The 23,386-nt window shown below is 72.7% G+C and carries 19 protein-coding genes; 3 read left to right on the top strand and 16 right to left on the bottom strand.

Going from position 1 to position 23,386, the window contains the following annotated elements; genetic code table 11:
* Window positions 1-54: 54 nt before the first annotated feature.
* The 10 genes from ABH941_RS38220 to rimP form a co-directional block, all read right to left on the bottom strand.
* Entirely contained in the window at window positions 55-1,008 is a 954-nt protein-coding gene (locus ABH941_RS38220) for a bifunctional riboflavin kinase/FAD synthetase (RefSeq protein ID WP_370135703.1), read from the bottom strand.
* Between the two features lie 35 nt (window positions 1,009-1,043).
* On the bottom strand, window positions 1,044-4,112 hold the full coding sequence (locus ABH941_RS38215) for a serine protease (RefSeq protein ID WP_370135700.1): 3,069 nt from the start codon (window positions 4,110-4,112) through the stop codon (window positions 1,044-1,046).
* Between the two features lie 178 nt (window positions 4,113-4,290).
* Window positions 4,291-5,202, bottom strand: coding sequence for a tRNA pseudouridine(55) synthase TruB (gene truB, locus ABH941_RS38210; protein WP_370135697.1), 912 nt, complete (start codon window positions 5,200-5,202; stop codon window positions 4,291-4,293).
* Between the two features lie 61 nt (window positions 5,203-5,263).
* Window positions 5,264-6,352 carry a bifunctional oligoribonuclease/PAP phosphatase NrnA gene (locus ABH941_RS38205; RefSeq protein WP_370135694.1) on the bottom strand — a complete coding sequence of 363 codons (1,089 nt, stop codon included), beginning with the start codon at window positions 6,350-6,352 and terminating at the stop codon, window positions 5,264-5,266.
* A gap of 2 nt (window positions 6,353-6,354) precedes the next feature.
* On the bottom strand, window positions 6,355-6,831 hold the full coding sequence (rbfA, locus tag ABH941_RS38200) for a 30S ribosome-binding factor RbfA (RefSeq protein ID WP_370135691.1): 477 nt from the start codon (window positions 6,829-6,831) through the stop codon (window positions 6,355-6,357).
* A 117-nt stretch (window positions 6,832-6,948) separates the two neighbouring features.
* Window positions 6,949-7,245, bottom strand: a complete 297-nt coding sequence (locus tag ABH941_RS38195; RefSeq protein ID WP_134000350.1) for a DUF503 domain-containing protein — start codon at window positions 7,243-7,245, stop codon at window positions 6,949-6,951.
* Window positions 7,246-7,374: 129 nt separating this feature from the next.
* The gene (gene infB / locus ABH941_RS38190; RefSeq protein WP_370135686.1) at window positions 7,375-10,518 is read right to left on the bottom strand and encodes a translation initiation factor IF-2; all 3,144 of its coding nucleotides are present in this window, start codon (window positions 10,516-10,518) and stop codon (window positions 7,375-7,377) included.
* A 152-nt stretch (window positions 10,519-10,670) separates the two neighbouring features.
* Window positions 10,671-10,970: a YlxR family protein gene (locus tag ABH941_RS38185; RefSeq protein WP_370135755.1), complete on the bottom strand. Its 300-nt coding sequence runs from the start codon at window positions 10,968-10,970 to the stop codon at window positions 10,671-10,673.
* A 91-nt stretch (window positions 10,971-11,061) separates the two neighbouring features.
* Window positions 11,062-12,075 carry a transcription termination factor NusA gene (gene nusA, locus ABH941_RS38180; RefSeq protein ID WP_370135683.1) on the bottom strand — a complete coding sequence of 338 codons (1,014 nt, stop codon included), beginning with the start codon at window positions 12,073-12,075 and terminating at the stop codon, window positions 11,062-11,064.
* 44 nt (window positions 12,076-12,119) lie between these two features.
* On the bottom strand, window positions 12,120-12,692 hold the full coding sequence (gene rimP, locus ABH941_RS38175; RefSeq protein WP_370135681.1) for a ribosome maturation factor RimP: 573 nt from the start codon (window positions 12,690-12,692) through the stop codon (window positions 12,120-12,122).
* A 146-nt stretch (window positions 12,693-12,838) separates the two neighbouring features.
* On the opposite strand from rimP, the gene ABH941_RS38170 reads away from it, so the two are divergent.
* The 3 genes from ABH941_RS38170 to ABH941_RS38160 are packed head-to-tail and all read left to right on the top strand — an operon-like array spanning window position 12,839 to window position 15,793.
* On the top strand, window positions 12,839-13,825 hold the full coding sequence (locus ABH941_RS38170; protein ID WP_370135678.1) for a ferritin-like domain-containing protein: 987 nt from the start codon (window positions 12,839-12,841) through the stop codon (window positions 13,823-13,825).
* Between the two features lie 48 nt (window positions 13,826-13,873).
* Window positions 13,874-14,797, top strand: a complete 924-nt coding sequence (locus ABH941_RS38165; RefSeq protein WP_370135675.1) for an aminoglycoside phosphotransferase family protein — start codon at window positions 13,874-13,876, stop codon at window positions 14,795-14,797.
* 51 nt (window positions 14,798-14,848) lie between these two features.
* Window positions 14,849-15,793 carry a sensor histidine kinase gene (locus ABH941_RS38160; protein ID WP_370135673.1) on the top strand — a complete coding sequence of 315 codons (945 nt, stop codon included), beginning with the start codon at window positions 14,849-14,851 and terminating at the stop codon, window positions 15,791-15,793.
* 47 nt (window positions 15,794-15,840) lie between these two features.
* Here the strand turns inward: ABH941_RS38160 and ABH941_RS38155 are convergent, their stop codons facing one another.
* The 6 genes from ABH941_RS38155 to dxr form a co-directional block, all read right to left on the bottom strand.
* Window positions 15,841-16,395 (bottom strand): GNAT family N-acetyltransferase, encoded by a 555-nt coding sequence (locus ABH941_RS38155; RefSeq protein WP_370135669.1) that lies wholly within the window; start codon window positions 16,393-16,395, stop codon window positions 15,841-15,843.
* A 67-nt stretch (window positions 16,396-16,462) separates the two neighbouring features.
* The gene (locus ABH941_RS38150) at window positions 16,463-18,343 is read right to left on the bottom strand and encodes a hypothetical protein (RefSeq protein ID WP_370135666.1); all 1,881 of its coding nucleotides are present in this window, start codon (window positions 18,341-18,343) and stop codon (window positions 16,463-16,465) included.
* A 185-nt stretch (window positions 18,344-18,528) separates the two neighbouring features.
* On the bottom strand, window positions 18,529-19,362 hold the full coding sequence (locus ABH941_RS38145; RefSeq protein WP_370135751.1) for a GNAT family N-acetyltransferase: 834 nt from the start codon (window positions 19,360-19,362) through the stop codon (window positions 18,529-18,531).
* Between the two features lie 122 nt (window positions 19,363-19,484).
* Window positions 19,485-20,645: a flavodoxin-dependent (E)-4-hydroxy-3-methylbut-2-enyl-diphosphate synthase gene (gene ispG / locus ABH941_RS38140; protein WP_370135663.1), complete on the bottom strand. Its 1,161-nt coding sequence runs from the start codon at window positions 20,643-20,645 to the stop codon at window positions 19,485-19,487.
* Window positions 20,646-20,815: 170 nt separating this feature from the next.
* A complete protein-coding gene (locus tag ABH941_RS38135) occupies window positions 20,816-22,123 on the bottom strand; it encodes an RIP metalloprotease (RefSeq protein ID WP_370135661.1) in 1,308 nt (435 codons plus the stop codon).
* Complete coding sequence (gene dxr / locus ABH941_RS38130; RefSeq protein WP_370135657.1) at window positions 22,120-23,364, bottom strand: 1-deoxy-D-xylulose-5-phosphate reductoisomerase; 1,245 nt, start codon at window positions 23,362-23,364, stop codon at window positions 22,120-22,122. The genes ABH941_RS38135 and dxr overlap by 4 nt, the downstream gene beginning before the upstream one ends.
* Window positions 23,365-23,386: the final 22 nt, after the last annotated feature.

Raw genomic sequence — 23,386 nt, 5'->3', positions numbered from 1 at the left:
CATGAGAGAGGGAGGCGCCCGGCCCGGGCGCCTCCCTTCGGTTGTTCGGGTCCGTCAGTCCGTCAGCTCGCGCGCCCGCTTGACGTCGACCGCCATCCGGTCCAGCAGCGCGTCGATGGAGTCGAACTTCTCCATCCCGCGCAGGTACGCCAGGAAGTCCACGCTGACGTGCAACCCGTACAGGTCCAGGCCGACCCGGTCGATGGCGTAGGCCTCGACGGTACGCGCGGTGCCGTCGAAGGTCGGGTTGGTCCCCACCGAGATCGCCGCCGGCATCAGCTCGCCGTCGGCCGTCAGCCAGCCCGCGTAGACGCCGTCGGCCGGGATGGCCGTATGCGGCAGGGTCTCCACGTTGGCGGTGGGGTAGCCCAGCTCGCGGCCGCGCTGGGCGCCGCGCACCACCGTGCCCTCGACCCGGTGCGGACGGCCCAGCACCTCGGCCGCGCCCGCCACGTCGCCCTCGGCCACCAGCCTGCGGGCCAGCGAGGAGGAGCACGGTACGGCCTCCCCGTCCATGCCGCCGCCGTGCACCGCACCCACCGTCAGATCGCAGACGTCGACGGCGAACCCGTACCGCTCGCCGAGCTCGGCGAGCAGCGCGACGTCTCCCGAAGCGCGGTGCCCGAAACGGAAGTTGGGCCCTTCCACGATCAGCTCGGTGTGCAGCGCGTCGACCAGCACCCGCTTCACGAACTCCTCCGGCGCCAGCTGCGAGAAGGCCAGCGTGAACGGGATCACCAGCACCGCGTCCACGCCGAGTTCGGCCATCAGCTCGGCCCTGCGCCGGTGCGAGGCGAGCAGCGGCGGGTGGCTGCCGGGGCGGACCACCTCACTGGGGTGCGGGTCGAAGGTGACGACGACGGAACGGGCACCGAGCTCCCGGGCGTGCTCGACCACCTTGCTGATGATCAGTTGGTGGCCCCGGTGCACCCCGTCGAAGGAACCGATGGTGACGACGGAGCGCCCCCAGTCCCCGGGGACTTCCTCCAGGCCATGCCAGCGCTGCACCCTGACCGCTCCTCGTTCGCTTGTCGCTGTGACACCTATAGCCTGCCATGCGGCTGATCGCTGCCCTGCATTGGCTCGGCCTCGCGGAGCAGCGACAGCAGTTCCCGGTGCAGCGGATCGGCGGTGCCGGCCAGCGCTGCGCGGAAGGCGGCGAGCACCGGTGGCGGCTGGTCGACGAGGTCGCGGACGAAGGGGAGCAGCGCGGCCCGCTCGGCCGGACCGTGCGCGGTGCGGGCCACCAGCCAGGCGGCGACATGGCCCGCCGCCTCGGGGTGCACGGTGAGGTACTCCCCGACGAGCCGGGCCATGGCCGCCCTGGCGTGCGGGGCGGGAGTCGTGCCCAGGGTGCGGAGCACCGCCGCGACCTCCTCGCCCGGCTGGTGCATCCGGGTCCGGTAGCCGGAGAGGACCAGCGAGGGGTGGCTGTCCAGGGCCGGTGCCAGCGAGCGGGGCGTCAGATGGGGGTCGGCGGCGGCATAGCGGTCGACGGCGGCCGGCAGGTGACGGCCCCGGGTGGCCGGGTCGGCCACCAGCACGGCCAGGGCGGCGCCGTGGAGCTCCCGCTCGGCGGTACGGGCGAGCAGGGCCTCGGCGGCGTAGCGGAGCAGCGCCAGATCGGCTGCCCCGGCTGAGGTCCGGTCTGTGCCGGACGCCAGCGCGCGTGCCAGTGCGGGCGCGTGGACGGCGGCGGCCACATGGCGTTCCGGGCGCGGATCGTGCGCCCAGCGGTCGACCGCCCGGCACATCGCCGACGGCTCGACCACCGCCAGCTCCCGCAGCAGCGCGTCGGCCCGCGGATGGGCCGCGTCGACCAGTGCCTCGGCCAGGTCGTCCAGGCCGGTGCTGTGGTGGCCGCGCAGCAGCCGCAGCGCGGCCGGGGCCGACTGTTCGTCCCTGAGCCAGCCGCAGAGCGCGGGGAAGGCCTGGGCCGGGTCGGCGGCGAGCAGGGCGGCCACCGCGTCGAGCGGCTCCGCCGTCCCGCTGCGGGACAACAGGCGCAGCAGGTCCATCCGGACCGGCAGTGCCAGCGGCAGGCGGGTCCAGAGGGTGAGCGGCAGCGCGGGTTCCCCGGCCCGGGCCCGGGCCGCCATCCGCGCGGCGAGGGAGCGCAACAGTGGCAGGTACGGCTCCGCGTCGGGCAGTCGCAGCAGCACCGACACCAGCAGGGCGGAGGCCCACCAGTGCGCCTCGCTGTCCGGGGGCGCGGCCTCGGGGCCGTCCAGCCGCAGCACCAGTCGGCTGAGCCAGGCCTCCAGGGCCACCGGGTCGTCCTGGAGCCGCAGCAGGGCCTCGCGGACCGGCCCGATCCGGTGGTGCGGGACCGGACCCGGCGCGGGCGGCGGCTGCGGGGGTGGCACCGCGTGCCCGCGCGGACCGCCGCGGCGGTGGGTGCCGTGCGGCGCGGTGGGAGCGCCCGGCGCGGTACCGCCAGTGGCTTTGCCGGTGCTGCCGGTGCTGCGTGTGCCGGCCTCGGCGCCGAGCAGACCGTCGAGGGCGGCGGCGAGGTCCAGGTGGCCGCCCTGGATCCACTCCGACAACTCCTCGTGGGCGAAGCGGTAGCCGGGTCCGGCGGGCACCAGCAGCCCCTCGGCCAGCACCGCGGGCACCCAGTGCGGCGGGAACACCTCGGCGAACCCGCGCCGGTCCAGCGCTCCCCCGCCGGGCCCCAGCATCCGCCGGGCCGCCTCGTGCACGCATCCGGCGACGGCGGCGGCCAATCGGCGGCACTCCCCCGCGCTGCGCGGTCCCAGCCGTTCGGCGATCCGCAGGCAGGCGAGGTCGACGCGGGCTCCGAGCAGCTCCGCCCGCCCGGGGACGGGGACCAGCGGCAGTCGCGGCGCCGCCGCCCGCAGGTCGGCCAGCAGCCGCAGGGTGAACGGGTGCCGGGGGACGCCGGCCTGGTCCGGAGTGGGCAGCGGGCCCGGGAGCAGCCCGGCCGACCGGGCCGCCTGCGCCGCGACGGCCGGCGGCATGGGTCCGAGGCGCAGCGGCGGCCGCAGGTCCTCCGCCGAGAAGTGGGTGCGGCTCTGCTCCCAGTACTCTGGGCGGCAGCCGATCAGCAGCGTGGCGTCCTCGCGTCGCAGCCGGATCCCGGTCTCCGCACACCAGGCCGGCAGCCGGAGCCCCTGCGGCATCTCCTCGGGGCCGTCCAGGACGATCAGCAGCGGCCGGTGCGCGGCGGCGGCCAGTCGGCAGGCCTGGTCGGCACGGGTGCCCAGGGCACGGCCCACGGCGTCCATGACCGAGGCGTCGTCCGCGCGCACGTCGGCCCCGCGCAGCCAGACCGTCGGCAGCCGGTGGGCGGCCCGGGTGCGCCGCACCGCGAGACCCGCGAGCTCGGTGGTCCGTCCGCTGCCCGGCTCGCCGACCAGGGCGGCCACCGGACGGTCGGCCGGCAGCGCGCCCCAGCCCTCGGGCAGCCCGTCCGGGCGGTCGACCCGCGCCGACGCCGTGCCGAGCACCGGCCCGACCGTGGCGGCGGCCAACTCCAGCACCCCGGCGAGGTTCAGCGCGCGCCCGTAGGCCGGCACCGTCGCCGCGTTGCGGGCCAGCAGATCGGCGACCACGGGGTGCCCGGCCGCGGCCCGCAGCGGCACCGCCAGCACGGCGTCCCGGTCCCGGCCGCGCAGCGCCGCGGTGGCGACGGCGGTGACCGCGCCGGTCTCGGCGTCCAGCACGGGAGTGCCCGAGGCCTGGACCGGCAGTCCGTGCGGCACCTGGTCGAGTTCCAGCTGCCAGACGTCCGCGACCAGGTGCCAGCGCTCGGCCGCGGCGTAACGGGCCGTCACCAGGCCGGCGACCCAGCCCTGGAGGGTCTGCTCCGGACCCGGAAGGTTGATCAGCCGGGTGCCGTGGCCGCCCGCCAGCGGCAGCGGCGGCATCACCGCGTCGGTGCGCAGCAGCGCCAGGTCGAACTCCGGCAGCGGCACGATCTCGGCGGCGGTGAGCCGGCGCACCGCCCCGCCGGGCCAGACCAGCAGCAGCGCCGGCAGCCCGTCGACGGCTTCATGGCTGGTCAGATAGGTGCCCTCGCGGTCCACCGGGAACGCGGTGCCACGCGTCCGCCCGGCGGCGTCGGAGACCCGTACCAGCGCTTCGTCCACCCGCTGCACCCGCTCACCCCCGGTCGGCCCGCCCGACCGGAGGCTGCCCGCAGTGGCCCGTGCGCGACCCCGGGTGCACCTCGCGCCCCCCTGGTTCACCCCGAGCGCTCGCTCGATGGGGTGAGCGGGGGTCCGCAGGGGTTTGCAGGAGTTTGCAGGGTGACGGGCCGACGGCCGGTCAGACGAAGACGGCCAGCGACTTGGCCTTGCCGCCGCGCTCCTCGATCAGGGCGAGGAAGCGCCCGTCCGGGTCGAAGACCGCGATCGGTTCGAGGGACCGGTCCAGGCCGGGGCCGGGGATGCGGACGCCGTTGACCAGCAGCCGGGCCTGCTCGGCGTCGACGTCCCAACGGGTGAAGGCGGCCGCTGCGGCATCGGCGATGGGCAGCACCGCGTCCGCGAAGGAGTCCTCCAGTGCGGCGAGGGTGTGCGAGCCCTCGACGGTGTAGGGGCCGACCCGGGTGCGGCGCAGCGCGGTGAGGTGGCCGCCGGTGCCGAGCCCGGCGCCGAGGTCGCGGGCGAGGGCGCGGATGTAGGTGCCCGAGGTGCAGTCGACGGTGACGTCCAGGTCGATCAGCGGGCTGCCGTCCTCCGCCTGCGCCTCGCGACGGGCGTGCACCTCGAAGCGGGAGACGGTGACCGGACGGGAGGCGAGCTCCACCTCCTCGCCCTCGCGGACCCGGGTGTAGGAGCGCTTGCCGTCGATCTTGATGGCGCTGACCGAGGAGGGCACCTGTTCGATGTCGCCGGTCAGCTCGGCGATCCCGGCCTCGATCGCCGCCGGTGTCACCGCGGCCGTGGAGGCGGTGGACGTGACGTCCCCCTCGGCGTCGTCGGTCACCGTGGCCTGGCCGAGCCGGATGGTGGCCTCGTAGGTCTTGGACGTCAGTGCCAGATGCCCGAGCAGCCGGGTGGCCCGCTCGCAGCCGATCACCAGCACGCCGGTGGCCATCGGGTCCAGTGTCCCGGCGTGGCCGACCTTCCTGGTCCCGGCGAGCTTGCGGATCCGGGCGACCACGGTGTGCGAGGTGATGCCTGCGGGCTTGTCCACGATGACCAGCCCGTCGGGGCCGGTTCCCTTGCGCTTCAACGATCAGAGCCTTCAGTCGGCGTTGCTTCAGGTGCTTCAGGTGCTTCAGGTGGGCGGTGCGTCAGCCGGCGCGGAGTGCGGCGCGGAACCGGGCCACGGTCTCCGCCACCGGGTCGTGCGAGGTGAAGCCGGCCGCGTAGGCGTGTCCGCCGCCGCCGAGGGCCCCGCAGGCCGCCGCCACGTCCACCGCGCCCTTGGCCCGGGACGAGCCGCGCAGGCTGCCGTCCGGATCCTCCTTGAGCACCAGGGTGGCCTCGGCCTCGGACGCCTTGCGGACCACGTCGATCAGGCCCTCGATCTCCTCGGGGAGCACCCCGTGGCTCACCAGGTCCGCCCAGGGGACCCAGGTCCACACCAGGCCGAGCCCGTCGGCCGCCTCGGGATCCAGCACCGCCCGTTCCAGCGCGGCGGCCAGCACCTTGAGGTAGCCGAAGGACTGGGTGTCCCACAGTCGGCGGGAGATCAGGTCGTGCCGCACTCCGGTGGCCAGCAGCCGGGAGGCCAGCTCATGCGTGGCCGGCGTGGTCGCCGAGTAGCGGAAGGAGCCGGTGTCGGTGGCCACCCCGGTGTAGAGGCAGGTGGCGATGGAGACGTCCAGCGGGACCCCGAGGCGTCGTACCAGTTCGTCCACCAGGACCGCGGTCGCAGGGGCGGCCGGGTCGATCAGCAGGTGCGTGCCGAAGCCGCCGTTGGAAGCGTGGTGGTCGATCACCACCAGCGTCTCCGCGGCCTCGGCCTTGGCCTGCAGCAGACCGAGCCGCCGTACGTCGGCGACGTCGAAGGTGATCAGCAGTTCCGGCCGGTCCGGCACCGCCGAGGCCGGGACCAGCAGGTCCTGTGCGGGCAGGAAGGCCAGCGAGGCGGGCACGATCTGCGGGTCGTCCCCGAAGGACACCCGCACCTCGACGCCCAGCGACCGCAGCGCGATCCCGGCGGCCAGCGCGGAGCCCAGGGCGTCGCCGTCCGGCAGCACATGGCACACCAGGTCCACCGAGGAGGCCGCGCCGATGGCCGCCAGCACGGGCTGCCAGTCGGCTTCGGTGAGGCCCGGCAGGCCCGGCGCCGCCGCCTGCCCGTTGCGCGGAGACGGCAGCGCCGGGACGCCCGCCACCAGCGTGGCGGGCGTCCCGGCGGCCTGCTGCGCGGCCACGGCTACTCGTCCCCGGCTGAATCGACAAGCCCGTCATCGGCAAGCCCGTCGAGGTCGTCCTCGCCCGGCTTGCGGTACGGGTCGGCCTCGCCGGCGTAGGTCTTGCCCACGGCGACGCTGCGCACCTCGGCGTCCTGCTGCCTGGCCTTGACCAGCAGGTCGTCCAGGTGCCGGGCGGTGTCCGGGATGGCGTCGGCGACAAAGGTCAGGGAGGGCGTGAACCGTACCCCGGTCTGCCGTCCGACCTCGGTGCGCAGCACGCCCTTGGCGCTCTCCAGCGCGGCGGCGGAGGCCGCCCGCTCGGTCTCGTCGCCGTAGACCGTGTAGAAGACGGTGGCCTCGCGCAGGTCACCGGTGACCCGGGTGTCCGTGATGGTCACGAAGCCCAGGCGGGGATCCTTGATCCGCCGCTCCAGGGTCTCCGCGACGACCACCCGGATGCGGTCTGCGAGCTTGCGCGCCCTCGCGGTGTCGGTCACTGGTCCTCCTCGTGCAGTGGGCTCGATCGCCCCTTGGGCCGGATCGCCCCATGAGACTCCGGGCCCGCCCACAACGTACCCGGATGCATCCACCTAGGGATGCCATGTCTGATTGTGCTATTCGTCATCGTCGTCCCGGAGCCGGCGGCGGGCCGACAGCAACTGGACCTCGGGACGCCCGGAGACCAGCCGTTCACAGCTGTCCAGGATCTCGGTGACGTACGAGACGTCGCCCGACACCACGGCCAGTCCGATCTCGCTCCTGCGGTGCAGGTCCTGGTCCCCGGTCTCTGCAGCGCACACGCTGTACTTGCGCTGCAGTTCGGCCACGATGGGCCGGACGATCGAACGCTTCTCCTTGAGCGAGTGGATATCGCCCAGCAGAAGGTCGAAGGTCAGTGTTCCCACGAACATGAGTGACAGGTCAAGCCGACCTGAAGGCCTCGAAGGTGTGCTCCGGTTTGCTGAAGCCCCGCCACCGTACTCAACGCGGCCGGGGCCGGTCGACAGGTTTCGTCGACCGGCCCCACCCGACTCCGTGACCTACGCGCGCGGCTTCTCGCGCATCTCGAAGGTCTCGATGACGTCCTCCACCTTGATGTCGTTGAACGACCCCAGGGTGACACCGGCCTCGAAGCCCTCGCGGACCTCGGTCGCGTCGTCCTTGAAGCGGCGCAGGCCCTCGATGGTGAGGGACTCCGCCACGACCTTTCCGTCGCGGATGAGGCGGGCCTTGGCGTTGCGCCGGATCAGGCCCTCGCGGACCAGAACACCGGCGATGTTGCCGAACTTGCTGGAGCGGAAGACCTCGCGCACCTCCGCGGAACCGAGGCGCACCTCCTCGTACTCCGGCTTGAGCAGGCCCTTGAGCGCCGCCTCGATCTCCTCGATCGCCTGGTAGATGACCGAGTAGTAGCGGATGTCGACGCCCTCGCGCTCCGCCGCGGTGCGCGCACGACCGGCGGCGACCACGTTGAAGCCGATGATGATGGCGTCGGAGCCCATGGCCAGGTCGACGTCGGACTCGGTGATCGCACCCACACCGCGGTGCAGGATGCGGAGCTCGACCTCCTCGCCCACGTCCAGCTTGACCAGCGCGTCCTCCAGGGCCTCCACGGAACCGGAGACATCGCCCTTGATGATGAGGTTGAGCTGCTGGATGCCGCCGGCCGCGATCGCCTTGTCCAGGTTCTCCAGGGAGATCCGCATCGGACGGCGGGCGAACATGGCGTTGCGGTCACGGGCCGAACGCTTCTCCGCGATCTGACGCGCGGTGCGGTCGTCGTCGACGACGATGAAGCTGTCGCCGGCGCGGGGCACCGAGGTCAGGCCGAGGAGCAGCACCGGACGGGACGGACCCGCCTCGGCGACGTTCTTGCCGTTCTCGTCCAGCATGGCGCGGACGCGGCCGTGGGCGTCGCCGACGGCGACGGAGTCACCGACGCGCAGCGTTCCACGCTGGACCAGGACGGTCGCCATGGCGCCGCGGCCCTTGTCCAGGTGCGCCTCGATCGCGATGCCCTGGGCGTCCTGCTCCGGGTTGGCGCGCAGGTCCAGCGAGGCGTCGGCGGTGAGCACGACGGCCTCGAGCAGCTGCTCGATGTTGAGGCCCTGGCGGGCGGAGATGTCGACGAACATGGTGTCGCCGCCGTACTCCTCCGCGACCAGGCCGAACTCGGTCAGCTGACCGCGGACCTTGGTCGGGTCGGCGCCCTCGACGTCGATCTTGTTGACCGCGACCACGATCGGCACGCCGGCGGCCTGGGCGTGGTTCAACGCCTCGACCGTCTGCGGCATGACGCCGTCGTTGGCCGCGACCACCAGGATCGCGATGTCGGTGGACTTGGCGCCACGGGCACGCATGGCGGAGAACGCCTCGTGACCGGGGGTGTCGATGAAGGTAATGGCACGCTCTTCGCCGTTCACCTCGGTCGTCACCTGGTAGGCGCCGATGTGCTGGGTGATGCCGCCGGCCTCGCCCGCGACCACGTTGGTCTTGCGGATCGCGTCGAGCAGGCGGGTCTTGCCGTGGTCGACGTGACCCATGACGGTGACCACCGGCGGACGGGACATGAGGTCGGACTCGTCGCCCTCGTCCTCGCCGAACTCGATGTCGAAGGACTCCAGCAGCTCGCGGTCCTCGTCGTCACGGCTGACGATTTCCAGGACGAAGCCCATCTCCTCGGCGAGGAGCTGCAGCGTCTCGTCCGGGACGGACTGGGTCGCGGTGACCATCTGCTCGAGGTTGAGCATCACCGAGACGAGCGCGGCCGGGTTGGCGTTGATCTTCTCGGCGAAGTCGGTGAGGGACGCGCCGTGCGACAGCCGGACCGTCTGGCCGTTGCCGCGGGGCAGCATCACGCCACCGATCGACGGGGCCTGCATGGCCTCGTACTCCTGGCGCCGCTGACGCTTCGACTTGCGTCCACGCGCCGGACGGCCACCGGGGCCGCGACCGAACGCGCCCTGCGTGCCACCACGGGCGCCCGGGCCGCCGGGACGACCGCCGAAGCCACCGGGACGGGGACCGAAGCCACCGCCGCCGCCACCACTGCCGCCGCCACCGGGGCGACCGGCGAAGCCGCCACCGGCCGGGCGTGCGCCCGGACCGGCCGGACGGCCCTGGAAACCGGGACGCGCGCCACCGGCGCCACCACCGGCCGGACGGCCGCCGGGGCCACCCGGACCACGGCCACCGGGGCCGGGACGGCCGGGGCCGCCGCCGTTGGAGGCGGGACGCTGCGGCATCATGCCCGGGTTGGGACGCGGCATACCGGACGGGCTCGGGCCGCCGGGACGGGGACCGCCCTGCGGACGGGGCATCCCGCCGGGAGCGCCGGGACGGTCGCCGCCCGGGCGCGGGGAGCCGCCGGGGCGGTCACCGGACGGACGGGCCGGACGGTCGCCACCGGGACGGGTCGGACGGTCGCCACCCGGAGCCGGACGGTCGCTGCCGGGACGGGACGGACGGTCGCCACCGGGGCGCGGAGCGCCGGTCGGACGGTCGCCACCCGGGCGGGCCGGACGGTCGCCGCCGGGAGCCGGACGGTCGCCGCCGGGTCGCCCGGAGGGACCCGGGTGTGCGCCGGGGCCGGCCGGACGGGCGCCGGGGCGCGACATGCCGGTGTTGCTGGACGTGAAGGGGTTGTTGCCCGGACGCGGACCGGCCGGACGGGCGCCCGGGGTCGCGGCGGGACGCGGCGCGGGGGCGCCGGGACGCGGACCTGCGGCAGCGGGGCGCGCGGCGGGAGCCGACGGCGCCTCGGGGGTGGCCGGAGCCGGGGCCGAGAACTCGGCCGCCGGGGCGAGCGGGCGCGGCGCGGGGGCGCCGGGACGCGGACCCGGGGCAGCGGCGGGACGCGGCGCGGCGGGAGCTGCGGGCGCCGCCGGGGCGGCCGGAGCAGCGGCGGCGGCAGGGCGCGGCGCTGCGGGGCGCGGTGCGCCCGGACGGGGTGCCGAGGCGGGCGAGGCCGCCGCGGGCTTGGGGGGCGTCGGCTTGCTCGACGACGCGGGCTTCGAGGGGGCGCTGGCCCCACCGAAGGCAACTTCCAACTTTCGTACGACAGGCGCCTCGATAGTCGAGGACGCCGAACGTACGAACTCACCGAGCTCTTGGAGCTTGGCCATGACGACCTTGCTCTCAACGCCCAAATCCTTGGCGAGTTCGTAAACCCGGACCTTAGCCACTTCGCTCCTTTGTAGGTCCGGGTGTTCCGCCGGACCGTCGCTACTTCATGCTCGTACTCATCGCGTACTCATCGAGTGCTCATCGCAATCTCGACCTACTTTCGAACTCGCGAGGTACCTGGTGCTCGGCCCCCGCACATGGGTGCGGCAGCTCAGTGCTCTGACATTTCTGCGACCCTCGGCAGTGCCTCTACGTACCGCTGGACTGCCGCGGTGTCGAGCGGCCCCGGCAGGCGGAACGCCCTGGGGAACGCCCGGCGGCGCAGCGCCAGGTCGAGGCACCCCGGCCTGGGGTGCAGGTGCGCTCCCCGGCCGGGCAGCGTGCCTCGGGGATCGGGGACGCAGACGCCCCCGACCGCCGTCACACGCAGCAGGTCATGTTTGGCCGCTCGCTCCCTACACCCGACGCAAGTGCGTTCCGGGCATGAAAGGGCACGCGTCCGACCAGACATGTCCAAGTCTACCCCTCTGATGGTCTTCACTCCGAACCACTTACGGCGCTCTTCCAGCGAACCGTCCCCTCCGGGACGGCCCGGCGGTGGTTCAGCGGTCGCGGTCGTCGCCGGAACCGGGAGGGCCGTCGCTCTCCACGTCCGGGCGGATGTCGATGCGCCAGCCGGTGAGACGCGCGGCCAGGCGGGCGTTCTGGCCCTCCTTGCCGATCGCCAGCGACAGCTGGTAGTCCGGGACGGTCACCCGGGCGGAACGGGCGTCGTAGTCGACGATCTCCACGCGGGTCACCCGTGCGGGGGACAGCGCGTTGGCGACCATCTCGGCCGGGTCGTCCGACCAGTCCACGATGTCGATCTTCTCACCGTGCAGCTCGGCCATCACCGCGCGGACCCGGCCGCCCATCGGGCCGATGCAGGCGCCCTTGGCGTTCAGCCCCGACCGGCCGGTCCACACCGCGATCTTGCTGCGGAAACCGGCCTCGCGGGCGATGGCGGCGATCTCCACCGAGCCGTCCGCGATCTCCGGGACCTCCAGCGCGAACAGCGCGCGGACCAGGTTGGGGTGGGTCCGCGACAGCGTCACCGAGGGGCCGCGCACGCCGCGGCGCACCGCGACGACATAGCACTTCAGCCGCAGCCCGTGCTTGTACTCCTCGCCGGGGACCTGCTCCTGGGCCGGCAGGATCGCCTCGATCTTGCCGATGTCGACCAGGACGTTCTTGGGGTCCTTGCCCTGCTGCACCACACCGGTGACGATGTCGCCCTCGCGTCCGGCGTACTCGCCGAAGGTCAGCTCCTCCTCGGCGTCGCGCAGCCGCTGCAGGATCACCTGCTTGGCGGTGCTGGCGGCGATCCGGCCGAAGCCGCTCGGGGTGTCGTCGAACTCGCGCGGGGTGGCGCCCTCGGCGACCTCGTCCGCGTCCTCCTTGGCCCAGACCGTCACATGGCCGGTCTCGCGGTCGAGCTCGACCCGGGCCTTCTGCCGCGAGCCCTCAGTGCGGTGGTAAGCAATGAGGAGGGCCGACTCGATCGCCTGGACCAGCAGGTCGAACTTGATCTCCCGCTCCTGCACCAACCTGCGCAGGGCACTCATGTCGATATCCACGGCTACGCCTCCTCTTCTTCTCTTCAGTCAGTCGTGGGGTACTGCTACGCCTCGTCGGAGAGGGCTTCGTCGCTGTCGTCGCCGTCGACCTCGGTCTCGGCGTCCTCGATCTCGGCGTCCTCGTCCAGGCCCTTGCGGTTGAACTCGATCTGCACCCGGGCCTTGGCGACGTCCGCGAACGGCAGCCTGCGCTCGGTGGCCCTGCCCCTGCCCTTGACCGGGGGGATCTCCAGCAGCACACCGTCCTCGTCGGACTCCAGCACCCGGCCGGTGACCTCGGCGCCCGTGCCCAGCTGCGCCTTCACCAGACGGGTGCGCGCGCGGCGCCAGTGGCGGGGCAGGGTGAGCAGCCGGTCCACGCCCGGGGAGCCGACTTCGAGGCGGTACTCGCCGTCGCCCAGCACCGCGGTCCCGTCGGGTCCGTCCAGCGCCGCGCCGAAGGCCCGGCTCAGCTCGGCGACGGTGTCCAGGTCCACTCCGCCGTCGGCGTCCAGGACCACGTCGAGGACGCGGCGCCCGCCGACCTTGGTGAGGGTGACCTCTTCCAGATCAACGCCCGCCTCGGAGGCGAGCGGTTCCAGCAGAACCTGCAGCCGGTCATTCAGGGTGGTGCTCATCCGGGTGACTCCTCGGCCGCGTCTGCTGTTGTCTGTAGGTCTAAAGAACAGCCCACAGCCTATCTGCTTCCGACCCGAAGTGCCGATTCGGCGACTTTGCGGGGGCGCTGCCCATCGAAGCCGATCACACGGTAGCGTCCCTGCTCGTGACCATCTCTGCCCCCGGAATCCGGCGCCGCTCCCTGCTCAGCGCGGGGCTCGGGACCGGAATCGCCGGCCTGCTCGTCGCCTGCGGGAGCGTTTCCGCGGGCACCTCGGCGGACAGCCGCGCCGCCCGCACCGTCGAAGCGCCCGATCCGGACGTACCGGTGCGGGCCCGGGCGCTGGCGGCGACGCGGGCACTGGCCGCGCAGTACGACGCGGCCATCGCGGCGTTCCCTGCGGCGGCGGGCGAGCTGAGGCCGCTGCGGGCGCAGCTGACCGCGCAGGAGACGGTCTTCGGCGCCGCGACGGCCTCGGCCTCCGGTTCACCCTCAGCCACTGCCTCCGCGACGCCCCCGTCCGTACCGGCGACCAGCCGGAGCGCGGCGGTCGCCGCGCTGGACGCCGCCGAACGCGCCACCGTCCAGGCCAGGTTGAAGGATCTGGCGGCCGCCTCCCCGGCGCTGGCGCGGCGGCTCGCCTCCGCCGCGGCCGACGGCGCGCAGCACTCGATGGTGCTGCGCGGCTCCGTACCCGCGGGACCCGCCGCCGCGCCGCTGACCCGGGCCGCCCTGCCCGCCGCCGCCCTCGCCGCGCTGCAGGCCGCCCTCGCCGCCGAGGACGCCGCGGTCTACGCCTACGGGGTCATCGGCGCGCAGCTCGGCGGCGACCGCAGGACCCGGGCCACCGCCTCCTACCAGGCCCATCGGGACCGGCGCGGGGCGCTGCAGCAGCGGATCAGCGCCACCGGCGCGAACCCGGTCGCCGCCGCGCCCGCCTACCAGCTGCCCGCCCCGGTCTCTGACGCGGCCTCAGCGGTCGGGCTCGCCGGGCTGGTCGAGGACCGGATCTGCGCCGTCTACGCCAACGCCGTCCAGGCCACCTCGGGACCGCTGCGCGCGACCATGGCCGCCGCCCTGCGCCAGGCCGCGCTGGACACCCTGGCCTGGCGCGGCGCCGGCAGTGCCTTTCCCGGCCTTCCGCATGGCTGACAATGGTGCACGTGCACCACCACGGGGGCGAACGAGCGAAAGGCCGGTATGGCAGCGACGGAACAGCAGATCAACATCCCGGTGCGGCTCCAGGAGACCGTCACCGCCTGGGAGGGTGAGCCAGGGGTCCGCTGGCTGGAATCGCTGCCCCGGCTGACCCTGGAGTACCTGGAGCGCTGGGAACTGACGCTTGAGCGGGTGTTCGAGCCGGGCGGGCAGATCAGCCTGGTGCTGTACGTCCGCAGGGCCGACGGCACGCCGGCGGTGCTCAAGCTCGGCCTGCCCGCACCGGAGACCGCCCAGGAGCACGCCGCGCTGGCCCACTGGGAGGGCCGCGGCGCGGTACGGCTGCTGGCGACGGCCCCGGACGGCGAGGCGATGCTGCTGGAGCGGCTGCACGGAGAGGTGCCGCTGCTGTCGCTGGCCGAGAGCAAGGCGATGCTGGAGGCCGAGGGCACGCTGCAACGGCTGTGGGTGGCGCCGCCGGAGGGCCATGCCTTCACCTCGGTGGCCGACTACGTCACCGGACTGTGCGCGACCCTGCGCAGCCGGCGCGACCTGGCTGCCGCCGCCGATCTGCGGCCGCTGCTGGACGAGGCGCTGGCGACGGCCGAGGAGCTGCTCGGCAGCGGCACCGAGGAACTGCTGCTGCACGGGGACTTCCACCACGGCAACGTCCTCGCCGCGGAACGCTCGCCCTGGCTGGCCATCGACCCCAAGCCGCTGGTGGGCGAACGTGCCTACGACCTGGCCTGGCTGGTGCAGGACCGGCTGGAGACCCTGGCCGGGGTGCCAGGGCCGCAGGCCGCCGCACGGCGAAGACTCCAGCGCCTGTCAGACGCGGTCGAGGTGGACCGGGAGCGGCTGCGCGGCTGGACCCTCTTCCGGACCGTCGAGGCCGGTCTGTGGAGCCTGGAGGTCGGCGACCCCCGCAGCGCCGCGCTCTACCTCGAATTCGCCGCCATGCTCTAGACACAGCATCCGACAGCACCGCTGACCCCGACCGCCGAGAGGACCCCGCCCGTGGCCGGCCGAGCCCACCGCAAGCGGATCACCGACCAGGACATCGAGAAGATCCGCGGCTTCAACCCGTCGTACGCGCTGATGCCCTGGGTGCTGATGGTGCTGGGCCCGGCGCACGCGGTGGTCGGTGGCAGCTATCCGCGTCCCGACGCCGCCCTCTGCGGGCTCGGGGTGTTCGTCCTGCTCTACTGCGCGACGATCCTGACCGCGTTCCAGCCGCGGTTCCGGGACGGCAGGCTGCCGACGGTGCTGACGCTGCTGCTGGTGCCGGTCACCGGCGCGCTCGCCGGTTCGCTGCCGCACGCCCTGCTGCTGTACTCACTGCTGGCCATCGCCGGCGCGGTGGTGGTTCCGGGGCGGGGCGGCCCGCTGGTGTTCATCGGCATCCCGGCACTGGCCGCCTTCACCGCGTACCTGCGGAGCGGGCAGAGCGGGGAGGTCATCAACGCCGCCTGGAGCAGCTTCCTGCCCGGCGCGCTCACCTTCGTCACCCTGAAACTCCTCGCCGCGGTGAGCCAGCTCCGGGAGACCCGGCAGGAGTTGGCCGAGGCCGTCGGCGGCTACCGGGAGGCCGGGCTGTCCGAGGAACTGCAGCGGGCCCGCTCGCTGCTGAGCGCCGGCGGGATCGAACCGGTGCTGCGCGAGTCGGGACCGCCGCTGCCCGCGCAGCTCGACCTGCTGCTGGCCTGGGTGGTGCGCGAGGGTGTCACCAATGTGGTGCGGCACAGCAGGGCCAGGCGCTGCACCATCGAGCTCGAACGCGGCTCGGACCCGGTCCGGCTGAGCATCACCGGCGAGGGGGCCTCGGCCGTGGCGGCGTCCGGCTCCGACGGCCTTGGGCTCCAGGGCCTCAAGGAACGGATCACGGCGGGCGGCGGCCTGCTCACGACGGAGCGGACCGAGAAGGGGTTCCGGCTCGCCGCGGCGATCCCGGCCCAGCGCTGACCCGACGTCGGCGACGGCTGTCGGCGACAACTGCCAGGGGGCCGGTGTCAGCGACGGGGCGGGAACGGCAGCGGGGCGCCCATCACGGCGTAGGGGACGGCCGTGTTGGGGAACATCACCTGGCGGGCCAGGTCCCGGTAGCCGAGCGAGCGGTAGAGCGCGCGGGCCGGGGTCTCCCGGTCGATGGCCGAGAGGATGGTCCGGGGCAGCCTGGTCCCGGCACAGAGCGTGGTGATGATGCGACGCCCGAAGCCCAGGCCCTGGTAGTCGGGGTGGACATGCAGTTCGGTGACGGAGAAGGACTGGTCCAGCCAGTAGCCGAGGCCCTTCGCCTCAAGATGCGGCTCGATGACCGAACTCCACCAGTGGGCCCGGTCATTGGGCATGCCGTAGCCGAATCCCACCAGCCGTCCGAGATCCCCGGGGTGGCTGCGTTCCACGGCGCCGAACGCCCGCACGCCCGGGACCAGGGCGTGCCTGCCGACGATCTGCAGCCGGACTGCGACCTCCTCGCTGCCCAGCCCAAAAGCGGCGGCCTGCACCGCCAGGGCCTCTGAAGCCCGCCCTGCGAGGTCGAATGGCTCGATCGTGACGTCGTTCATCGCCCTCGCACCGTACCCGGTCGGCCACGGGACGGGACAGTCTCCCGGACCCGTGGCCGACGGAGTGTCACCGAACGCGCGGACGACGGCGTCCGATCAGCAGGAACGCGGAGACGCCGAGCAGCATCAGTGAGACGGCGAGGCCCACGTACGGGAGGGTGGTGCGGGAGGCCCCGGTCTCCGCCAGCACACCGCTCATGGCGGTGCTGGTGGGCTTGGCCGCGGTGGTGTGCATGATGGGCGCGGCCGCGCTGTGGCTCGCGATCGTGGGCGGGATCGTGGTGGTCACCGGCGCGGCGGAGGTGGTCATGGGTGCGGCTGTGGTGGTCGTCGGCGAGGCCTTGGTGGTCATCGGTGCGGCGGCGGAGGAGCTGGCCGAGACCGGGACCGGGCTGGGGGCCGTGTCGTGGATCTGGACGACGGCGGGCGCCGACGTGGAGACCGGCACGCCGATCGCCTGGACCGATCCCGAGGAGGGCGACGCGGAGACCGCCGGAGCACCGGACCCGGCGGCGACCGCGGTCGCGGACGCCGACGCGGACTTCGCCGCGGAGGCGGATGCGGCGGTGGACGGCGAGACCGAGGCCGAAGGGGCGGCCGAGGTGCTCGCCGCGGGGCTGCTGGATGCGGCACTGGCCGAGGCGGAAGCAGAGACCGATGCCGATGCCGATGCAGAAGCCGATGCCGAGGCGGAAGCCGACGCCTGCGGGCAGTTGAGGTTGGTGAGCGAGGCCGTGAACCGCGCTGTCAGGAAGTCGAAGAGGTTCTGACCCGCCTGGGGCGACGCAGCCCCGGTGAAGAAGGCCTTGTCGGCATTGATGCGCTGGAGGCCGGTGGTGGCCAGGCTGGCGCAGTAGGCCAGCGGATCCCCGGTGTCCCTGCGGCTCAGCGCCGGCATGTCGACGCCGGCCCGGTAGAGGTTGGTCTTGGCACGGCTGGTCGCACCGTTCACCTGGGCCATCGGGTCGTTCACCGGCACCAGGGCGATCGGCGCACGCTGGAACGCGGCCGCCTGGAGCTCGTCCAGGCCCAGCGAGGTCACGCTGTGGCCGGGGTCGGCGAGATCGGGCGCCGTGTACGGGGTGCAGCCGAGGGCCGGGTCGACGAACGCGGTCAGCAGCAGGTTGTCGCTGCCGTTGGCGAGCGAGACGGACGCGGGCTGCGCGGCGACGGTGAGCGCGGTCTTCTGCGCCAGGGTCCCGGCGGCGGTGGCCAGGTAGTCGGTGGTGACGTTGTCGCTCTGGTCCTGGTCGATCAGGCCGAAGTCACGGGTGCTCAGGCACGGCTTGCCGTCCTTGCCGGTGCCGAGCGCGGGAACCTTGAGCCTGCCGGACCGCTCCGCGCGGTTGGCCGCGGCGAAGAAGGCGGGTGCGTTGCAGTAGGCGAACTGCGTGAACAGCGAGCCGTTCAGCCCGTTGACGCAGTTGCCGGCCCGGAGGCTGCCCTGGCTGCTCTTCAGGGTCAGCGTGCCGGCGTTGAAGCCGAACCAGATGCCGACCACGGCACGGGCCGGGAACTTGGGAAGCACCGGCGCGACAGCGGCCTTGGTGCCCTGGTCGATCACCAGGGGGTTGTAGACGGCGATCGCCCCGGTCGCCGGGTCCACCACGGTGGCCTGGACGAAGGCCGACTGGGCGGTGTTCGCCTCCTGGCAGGGGCCCTGGGCCGGATCGGTGGCGGAGAGCTGGTACGGGGTCGCCAGGCCCTTGGCGCTCAGCGGGTTGGCCGGGACGGTGAGGGTGCAGTTGGCGTTGGGGGTGGCCGGCGGGGCGGCGGCAGCAGCAGGGGGAGTACCGCCGGTGGCGCCGAAGGCGCTGCCGAGCAGGGTCGCCAGGCCGAGGATTCCGGCCAGCACGCCGATCAGCGTGGCCCGCTTGGTGCGGCCGCGCGGCGGGCGTCGTCGATGGGCCTGGGTGGTACCGGTTGATGCTGCGTCACTCGGGTGCATGCGCAGTCCTCTGTCAGAGGGCACCTTGGAAGCGGTGACATCCGGAGGGCTCAAGCCCGTCCTGGGGGAAGGAATGTCACTCAAGGTGATGACGGCGCGAGTGTATGCACAGCGTGCATCCGTACGAGGCGGTTCCCGGAACACCTGTCACAGCTACCACCTAGGCGCTCAGCTGCGGCCATCAATCAGAACAACACGCTCATGAACGTGCCTACTTCGGAGAATCCCACGCGTCGGTAGGCAGCGCGGGCAACCGTGTTGAAGTCGTTGACGTAGAGGCTCACCACCGGGGCGACCTCTCGCAGCGCGTACTCGACCACGGCGGCCATCCCGCTCTCGGAATGGCCCCGGCCGCGGTGGCCCGGGGCCACCCAGACGCCCTGGATCTGGCAGGCCTGCGGGGTCGCCGCGCCGATCTCGGCCTTGAAGACGACCTTGCCGGCCTCGAAGCGGGCGAAGGCACGCCCGGTGCTCACCAGCTCGGCGATCCGGGCCCGGTAGAGCAGACCGCCGTCCCCCGCGAGCGGGGAGACCCCGACCTCCTCGGTGAACATGGCGACGCAGGCGGGGATGAGCAGGTCCATCTCGTCCCGGCGGACCCGGCGCACCCGGGGGTCGGGGGCGATCTCGGCCGACGGTTCCCAGGTGGCCATCAGCGGCTGGTTGGGACGCACCTCGCGGGCCGGGCCCCAGGCGGGCTCCAGCAGCGACCACAGATGCGCGGTGGCGTCGGCCGGGCCCACGATGGACGAGCAGCGGCGGCCCTGCCGCCTGGCGCGCTCGGCGAAGCCGGCGATGGCCTCGGGCCCCGCGCTCAACGGCACCAGGTTGGCCCCGGCATAGCAGAGCGCCTCCAGGCGGCCGCCCTCGTACCAGCCCCACATCTCGCCGCCGAGCCGCCAGGCGTCGAGCCCGGCGACGGCGACACGGGCTGCGACGAAGGCGTTGGCGATCGGGTCGCGTTCCAGTACGCCCAGGGCAGCCGGGAGGTCACCGGGCTCCAGGACCCGCGTCGTCATCACCGAACCGCTCAGCACGGAGGCACCCTACCCCGTCACCACGCCCGGAGAGGAGAGCAGGGAGGCGGTATCCGCCCCACGCTGTTCTCCACTCCGCCGTCGTGTGTTCCGCTGCCGGCCGACTACTCGCTGACCGAGACGCTGGGCTCACCGGAGGCGACACCTTCGTCCTGCATCTGCTCGGCCAGCTTCAGGGCCTCCTCGATCAGCGTCTCCACGATCTTCGACTCCGGCACGGTCTTGATCACCTCGCCCTTCACGAAGATCTGCCCCTTGCCATTGCCCGACGCCACCCCCAGATCCGCCTCACGCGCCTCACCCGGACCGTTGACCACACAGCCCATCACAGCGACGCGGAGCGGCACCTCCATGCCCTCCAGCCCCGCGGTGACCTCCTCCGCCAGCTTGTACACATCCACCTGCGCCCGCCCGCAGGACGGGCAGGACACGATCTCCAGACCCCGCTGACGCAGGTTCAACGACTCCAGGATCTGATTGCCGACCTTCACCTCCTCGGCCGGAGGCGCCGACAACGACACCCGGATCGTGTCCCCGATCCCCTCACTGAGCAGCGCCCCGAACGCCACCGCCGACTTGATCGTGCCCTGGAACGCCGGACCCGCCTCGGTCACCCCCAGATGCAGCGGATAGTCGCACGCCGCCGCCAGCTGCCGGTACGCAGCGATCATCACCACCGGATCGTTGTGCTTCACCGAGATCTTGATGTCCCGGAACCCGTGCTCCTCGAACAGCGAGCACTCCCACAACGCCGACTCCACCAACGCCTCCGGCGTCGCCTTCCCGTACTTCTCCAGCAACCGCCGGTCCAACGACCCCGCGTTCACCCCGATCCGGATCGGCACCCCCGCCCCCGACGCCGCCTTCGCGATCTCCTTCACCTTGTCGTCGAACTGCCGGATGTTGCCCGGATTCACCCGCACCGCCGCACACCCCGCGTCGATCGCCGCGAACACGTACTTCGGCTGGAAGTGAATGTCCGCGATCACCGGGATCTGCGACTTGCGCGCAATGGTCGCCAACGCATCCGCATCATCCTGCGACGGGCAGGCCACCCGCACGATCTGACACCCCGACGCCGTCAGCTCCGCGATCTGCTGCAACGTCGCATTCACATCCGAGGTCACCGTCGTGGTCATCGACTGCACCGACACCGGCGCATCACCACCGACCGCCACACTCCCCACCATGATCTGACGACTCCTACGCCGCACGGCAAGCGGCTTGAGCGGAGCGGACGGCATTCCGAGCGAGATCGCGGTCATCTCTGGCTAATTCCCCAAGGTGAGGTGGCGGCCCGACCGGAACTCCCGGTGGTCCGGGAGGCTGGGGCTGGTCCCAGCACTCCCGGACCAACCGTACGCCACAGGGCCGACCTCACTCACATCCCGACCAGCATCGCAACCCGGGGTTTCCCCGTTGTTCGGGTGGCGGGTCAGTTGACCTTCACCGGATTCACCACGTCGGCGATCATCACCAGCACGGTGAAGCAGAGGAAGACCCCGGCCACCACGTACGCCACCGGCATCAGCTTGGCGACGTCGAAGTGGCCCGGGTCCGGACGGCGGAACAGCTGGGCCATCCGGCGGCGGAAGGACTCCCACAGGGCGCCGGCGATGTGGCCGCCGTCCAGCGGGAGCAGCGGCAGCATGTTGAGCAGGAAGAGCGAGAGGTTCAGTCCGGCCAGCAGCTGGACCTCGAAGGCGAACCGGTCGATCAGCGGTGCCTTCATCGCGAACACCTCACCGCCCACCCGGGCCACGCCGACCACCCCGACCGGGGAGTCGGTGGCGCGGGGAGCGCCGTTGAAGACCGAGTCCCACAGCGCGGGGATCTTGGACGGCAGGGCCAGGACGGAGTGCACACCGCTCTTGGTCATGTCGTACATCTGGGTCATGCTGGCGCCGAAGCTCAGCGGGACCGTGGTCGTCACCGGCGAGAGGCCGACGAAGCCGGCCTTGGTCGTCTGACTCGTCGGGTTCCCGTTGGCGTCGTCCACATAGACGGTGTTCTCCACCGGGGTGACGGTCAGCGTCACCGGGGCGCCGTTGCGCTCGACGACCACCTTGATCGGAGTGCCGGCGACGGACTTGCGGATGTCGCTCTGCAACTGGTCGTAGCTGCTGATCGCATCACCGTTGTAGGAGACGACCTTGTCCCCCGCCTTCATGCCGGCCGCTGCGGCCGGTGAGGGCTTGGCGCCGGTCGGGCAGGTGTCGGTGGTGGCACTGCCCTGCGCCAGGACACAGGCGCTGACGTAGCTCACCGTCGGCACGGCCTTGGCCATCCCGAAGCCCATGAACAGGGCCAGGAACAGGCCGAACGCCAGGATCAGGTTCATGAACGGCCCCGCGAACATCACGATGACCTTCTGCCACGGCTTCCGCGTGTAGAAGAGCCTGGTCTCGTCGCCCGGCAGGATCTCCTCGTAGGACTGCTCGCGGGCGTCCTCGATCATGCTGCGCCAGGGCGAGGTGCTGCGGGCGGTGACCTTCCCGTCCTTGCCAGGGGGGAACATCCCGATCATGCGGATGTATCCGCCGAGCGGGATCGCCTTGATGCCGTACTCGGTGTCGCCCTTCTTGCGCGACCAGATGGTCGGGCCGAAGCCGACCATGTACTGCGGCACCCGGATCTTGAAGACCTTGGCCCAGCTGAGGTGCCCCAGCTCGTGCCAGGCGATCGAGAGCAGCAGGCCGAACGCGAAGATGGCGATGCCGAGGAGGGTCATGAGTGCCGTCATCGGCCACCTGCCTTCTTGATGTGGTCCTGCGCGGTGCCGCGGGCCCAGGTCTCCGCAGCCAGGACGTCCGCGAGGGTCAGAGCGGTTCCCGGACTCGGCCGACCGTGCTCGGCGACCACCTTGGCCACCGTATCCACGATGCCTGTGAACGGCAGCCGACCGTCGAGGAAGGCGTCGACGCACTCCTCGTTGGCGGCGTTGAACACCGCCGGGGCGGTGCCGCCCAGCGAGCCGACGTGCCTGGCCAGGCCGACGGAGGGGAAGGCCTCGGTGTCCAGCGGGAAGAACGTCCAGGTGGCGGCCTTGGTCCAGTCGCATCCGGGTGCGGCGTCCGGGACCCGGTCCGGCCAGCCGAGGCCCAGCGAGATCGGCATCCGCATGTCCGGCGGGCTGGCCTGGGCCAGCGTGGAACCGTCGGTGAACTCCACCATCGAGTGAACGACCGACTGCGGGTGGACCACGACCTCGATCTGCTCGAACGGGATGTCGTAGAGCAGATGGGCCTCGATCACCTCCAGGCCCTTGTTGACCAGAGTGGCCGAATTCACGGTGATCACCGGGCCCATGTCCCAGTTGGGGTGGTTGAGCGCCTGCTCCCGGGTGACCCCGGCCAGCTGCTCGCGGCTCCAGCCGCGGAAGGGTCCGCCGCTGGCGGTGACCACCAGCCTGCGGACCTCGCGCCGCGCGCCGCCCATCAGCCCCTGGAACAGTGCGGTGTGCTCGGAGTCCACCGGGACGATCTGACCGGGCTGGGCGACCGCCTTGACCAGCGGGCCGCCGACGATCAGCGACTCCTTGTTCGCCAGCACCAGCACCCGGCCTGCCTCCAGCGCCGCCAGGGTCGGCGCCAGGCCGATGGACCCGGTGATGCCGTTGAGCACCGAATGGCACTCCATCCCGGCGAGCTGCGTCGCGGCGTCCGGCCCGGTCAGGATCTCCGGGAGTTCCTGACCGGGCTCCGCCGCGGCCGCCAGCGCCGCACGCAGTTCCGGCTCCGCCTCGGCCCGCGACAGCGCGACCTTGCGCACCCCCAGCCGCAGCGCCTGCTCGGCCAGCAGCCCGACCCGGCCGCCGGCGGCGGACAGGCCGACCACCCGGAAACGGTCGGGGTTGCGCAGCACCACGTCGATGGCCTGGGTCCCGATGGAGCCGGTGGATCCGAGGATCACCAGCTCCCGGGGGCCTTCGGGGTCGGCGACGACGGGGACGAAGCGCAGGTGCGGATCGGCGAGAGAGTCCATGTCGACCATTGTGGACTGCCGC

Origin of the sequence: Streptacidiphilus sp. EB103A (assembly GCF_041261405.1) — a bacterium.
In the GTDB taxonomy this organism is placed as follows: Bacteria; Actinomycetota; Actinomycetes; order Streptomycetales; family Streptomycetaceae; genus Streptacidiphilus.
Note: the sequence above shows the minus strand (reverse complement) of the source record. Positions and strands in the feature narration are given on the sequence as shown.